This is a genomic window from Lutibacter sp. TH_r2 (assembly GCF_033101135.1).
GTDB lineage: Bacteria > Bacteroidota > Bacteroidia > Flavobacteriales > Flavobacteriaceae > Lutibacter.
The window spans coordinates 1-3,812 of the sequence record NZ_JAWMPV010000012.1 but is presented as its reverse complement, the minus strand read 5'-3'; the positions used below and the strand labels follow the sequence as shown (position 1 = coordinate 3,812).

3 protein-coding genes are annotated in these 3,812 nt (G+C 29.4%); all 3 read left to right on the top strand.

What is annotated here, in order from left to right; translation table 11 throughout:
- Positions 1-981, top strand: a 981-nt coding sequence (locus tag R3X25_RS15125; RefSeq protein WP_317675805.1) for an Ig-like domain-containing protein, incomplete at its 5' end; no start/stop codon positions are given.
- Between the two features lie 56 nt (positions 982-1,037).
- Positions 1,038-1,967, top strand: coding sequence for a type IX secretion system membrane protein PorP/SprF (locus tag R3X25_RS15120; RefSeq protein ID WP_317675804.1), 930 nt, complete (start codon positions 1,038-1,040; stop codon positions 1,965-1,967).
- A 25-nt stretch (positions 1,968-1,992) separates the two neighbouring features.
- Positions 1,993-3,585 carry an OmpA family protein gene (locus R3X25_RS15115; protein ID WP_317675803.1) on the top strand — a complete coding sequence of 531 codons (1,593 nt, stop codon included), beginning with the start codon at positions 1,993-1,995 and terminating at the stop codon, positions 3,583-3,585.
- Positions 3,586-3,812: the final 227 nt, after the last annotated feature.

Sequence of the window (3,812 nt, the reverse complement as noted above, 5' to 3'; positions counted from 1 at the left end):
GGAGGAGAACCTTCATACAGTGTGATTAAAGTTTCTGATGTGCTAGTTGTTTCATATGAAGGAGATGTAATTACATATACTATAACAGTTGAAAATACATCAACCTATGGAATAAACAATTTACAAGTTGTAGATGAGTTAGTTGATTTAGTATTAACAGATGGAGATGATAATTCAAATAACATATTAGATGTTAATGAAATCTGGACCTATGTTGGAAGCTATGAAGTAACAGCAGAAACATTATCAGGATACGGTGTTAATGAGTTAGGAGAAGTAGATAATGATGGAGATGTTGATAATATTGTAACAGTTACAGGAAATAATCCAGCAGATACATTATTAGATTCAGTTAATGATTCAGCAACTGTACTTGTTTATTTACCACCAGTAGCTGTTGATGATATGGCAGAAACGGATGCAAATATTCCAGTTGATATTTCAATTTTAGAAAATGATTATGATCTTGATGGAACATTAGTAATATCGAGTGTTGAAATCACATTAGAACCTGAAAATGGAACAGTGGTAATTAATTCAGATGGCACAGTTACATATACTCCAGATTTTGATTTTATAGGAGAAGATTCTTTTGAATATCAAGTTTGTGATAATGATGGTTTATGCGATACAGCTATGGTTTATTTAACAGTTATAGGAGTTTTAGCAGAAGAATTAGTAATTCCAGAAGGTTTTTCACCAAATGGAGATGGAGTTCATGATGAATTTGTAATTCAAGGATTGTCTAATCTATACCCAGACTTCCAGTTGGTAATATACAACCGTTGGGGGAATATAGTATCAGATTACAAACATAATGGAGATCCGTTAGCAGAGCCTAAATGGTGGGATGGTTTTTCAGATGGAAGAATGACAATAAGTAGTCATAAAGAACTTCCAGTTGGGACTTATTTTTACACAATTTATTTCAATAAAGAAGGGCATAAGCCAAGAGCAGGTTACGTATATTTAAATAGATAGAATAATAGGCACATTGAAGATTTAATTAAATTTTCAATGTGCTAAAAGATATAATTATGAAAAAAATAAAATTTCTTTTTGTAGTATTAGTTGTAGTGTTTTCTACTGTTAATTTAAAAGCACAACAAGATGCACAGTACACTCAATATATGTACAACATGAATATATTGAATCCAGCATATGCAGGATCTGAAGGTACATTAAATATAGGTATTTTAGGAAGGTTGCAATGGACCGGATTTGAAGGAGCGCCAAAAACATTAACAGCATCAGTAAATGCTCCAGTAGGAAATAATGTAGGTCTTGGATTTTCTGTAATAGCAGATAAAATTGGTCCTGTAGATGAGCAAAATGTTTTTGCAGATTTTTCATATACATTGCAATTAACAGAATCGGCTAATTTAGCATTTGGGATTAAAGGAGGATTTACATTTTTAAATGCAGATTTGGTAGGATTAGATTTAGGTGATAATATTGTAGATGAAGCTTTCTCAGATAATATAAATAAAACATCAGCAAATTTTGGAGCAGGATTGTTTTATTACACAGATAAGTTTTATGCGGGATTATCCATGCCAAACATGTTAAAAACAAAACACTTTGAAAAAACCAATGGATATATAAATAATTATAAAGCTATAGAGGATATGCATTATTTTTTAACAACTGGATATATTTTTGAAGTATCAGATGATTTAAAATTAAAACCATCTGTAATGTTAAAAGCAGTAAATGGAGCTCCTTTATCATATGATATTTCAGCCAATGCATTACTAAACGAGAAATTTGAGTTAGGGCTTTCTTGGAGAGAAGGAGATGCTATAAGTGGAATGTTTAATATGTTGGTAACACCTTCAACTAGAATAGGGTATGCTTATGATTATACTTTAAGTGACATTGGAGATTTTAGTTCAGGTTCTCATGAAGTTTTTCTATTGTTTAATATCAGTAATTCAAGAGCGGGGTTATCTCCAAGATTCTTTTAAACTAACCTAATCAAAATTTTAAAAAATGAAAAGAGTAGTTAGCATATTATTTGTTTTAAGTATAAGTTTTTTGAGTTTTTCTCAAGAAATTGATGATAGATATACTATAAAGAATTTATCTGTAAACAATAATTATTCAAATTTTGGAACTTCATTATTTGGCGATAATCAAATGATTTTTGCAATGCCAGCAAAAAGAAAGTTTATAATTAATAATACTTGGCAAGGAAACGGTCAGCCATTTTTAGATTTATATGTTGGAGATATACAGGAAAGTGGAGAATTAATTAATGTTGAAAAATTTTCAAGTGATTTAAATACACGTTTCCATGAAGCTGATGTAACATTTACTAAAGATAAAAAAACAGTTTATTTTACAAGAAGTAACTTTTTTAATGGCAAGTATAAAAAAGATACTTTAGGAGTTAATAATTTAAAATTATTTAAAGCACATGTAGGTGTTAATAATGAGTGGACAAATATAATAGAATTACCATTTAATGATGATAATTATTCTTGTGGACATCCATCATTAAGTGAAGATCAAAAAATACTATATTTTGTATCTGACATGCCAGGTTCAATAGGTAAAACAGATATTTTTAAAGTTGAAGTAAATAGCGATGGGAGTTATGGAAGTCCAGAAAATTTAGGACCAGTAATAAATACCATAGAAAAAGAAATGTTTCCATATATAGATGGGAACGATGAGTTGTATTACTCAACAAGTGGGCGAGAAGAAGGATTAGGGATGATGGATGTTTATGTAACTAAATTATTGCCAGAAGGGCCATCAGAACCTATTCATTTAGGTGATAATATAAATAGTAATAAAGATGATTTTGCATTTATTATTAGTAAAGATAAAAGGGAAGGATATTTTTCATCCAATAGAAATGGAGGAAAAGGAGATGATGATATTTATTATTTTAAAGAAAATATAGCACCATTTGTACCTTGTAATCAAACGTTAAAAGTTATAGTTAAAAACGGCAAAACAAATGAGATAATTCCAAATGCGACAATTAAAATATATAATGAAGCTTCGGAGATAGTTGAAGAAGGAGTTACGAATGCAGAAGGTTGGTTTTCTAATGAGGTAGTGTGTGAGAAATCATATGCTATAGAGGCAAGTAAACGGTTTTTAGTTCCTTCAACAAAATCCATCAAAACAACAAATGAGAATGGTTTTGAAAATGAAGTAGAATTGGTATTAATTCCAGATGAATTTATTGTTGTTAGAGAAAAAACTATGATAAACATTAACACCATCTATTTTGATTACGATAAATTTAATATACGTGAAGATGCAGCTAAAGAATTAGACAAGGTGGTTGTTATTATGCAAAAGTATCCAGAATTAATTGTTGAATCTGGATCACATACAGATTCTAGAGGACCAGATAGATATAATGAAATATTATCTGATAAAAGAGCAAATTCAACAGTTGATTATATTATATCAAGAGGTATTTCACCAGATAGGATTTCAGGAAAAGGGTATGGTGAAACTGAACTAACAAATAAATGTTCAAATGGAGTTAGATGTTCAAGTCAAGAACATCAATTAAACAGACGAACTGAATTTGTAATAGTAAATCCAGAAGTAATAAATTAAAGATATTAAAATCTAGTTAGTTTCAATATAGAAATTAAAGTTATACTACAGTTGTGGGGACAATTAAAGACTTTAATTTATTGTAACAATTAGTTTTCTTGTTGAGTTTTAGTAAAGTAACATTTATACTGCAGTTGTGGGGACGACAAATTAATGTGCTTTAATTAAACTAGAATTAAATAAGAAAAGAAAAGTCTCGAGATAATATCTCGAGACTTTTTAATTTA

Coding starts and splice junctions, on each gene's coding strand:
- R3X25_RS15115 (WP_317675803.1), top strand. CDS start 1,993: ATGAAAAGAGTAGTTAGCATATTATTTGTTTTAAGTATAAGTTTTTTG.
- R3X25_RS15120 (WP_317675804.1), top strand. CDS start 1,038: ATGAAAAAAATAAAATTTCTTTTTGTAGTATTAGTTGTAGTGTTTTCT.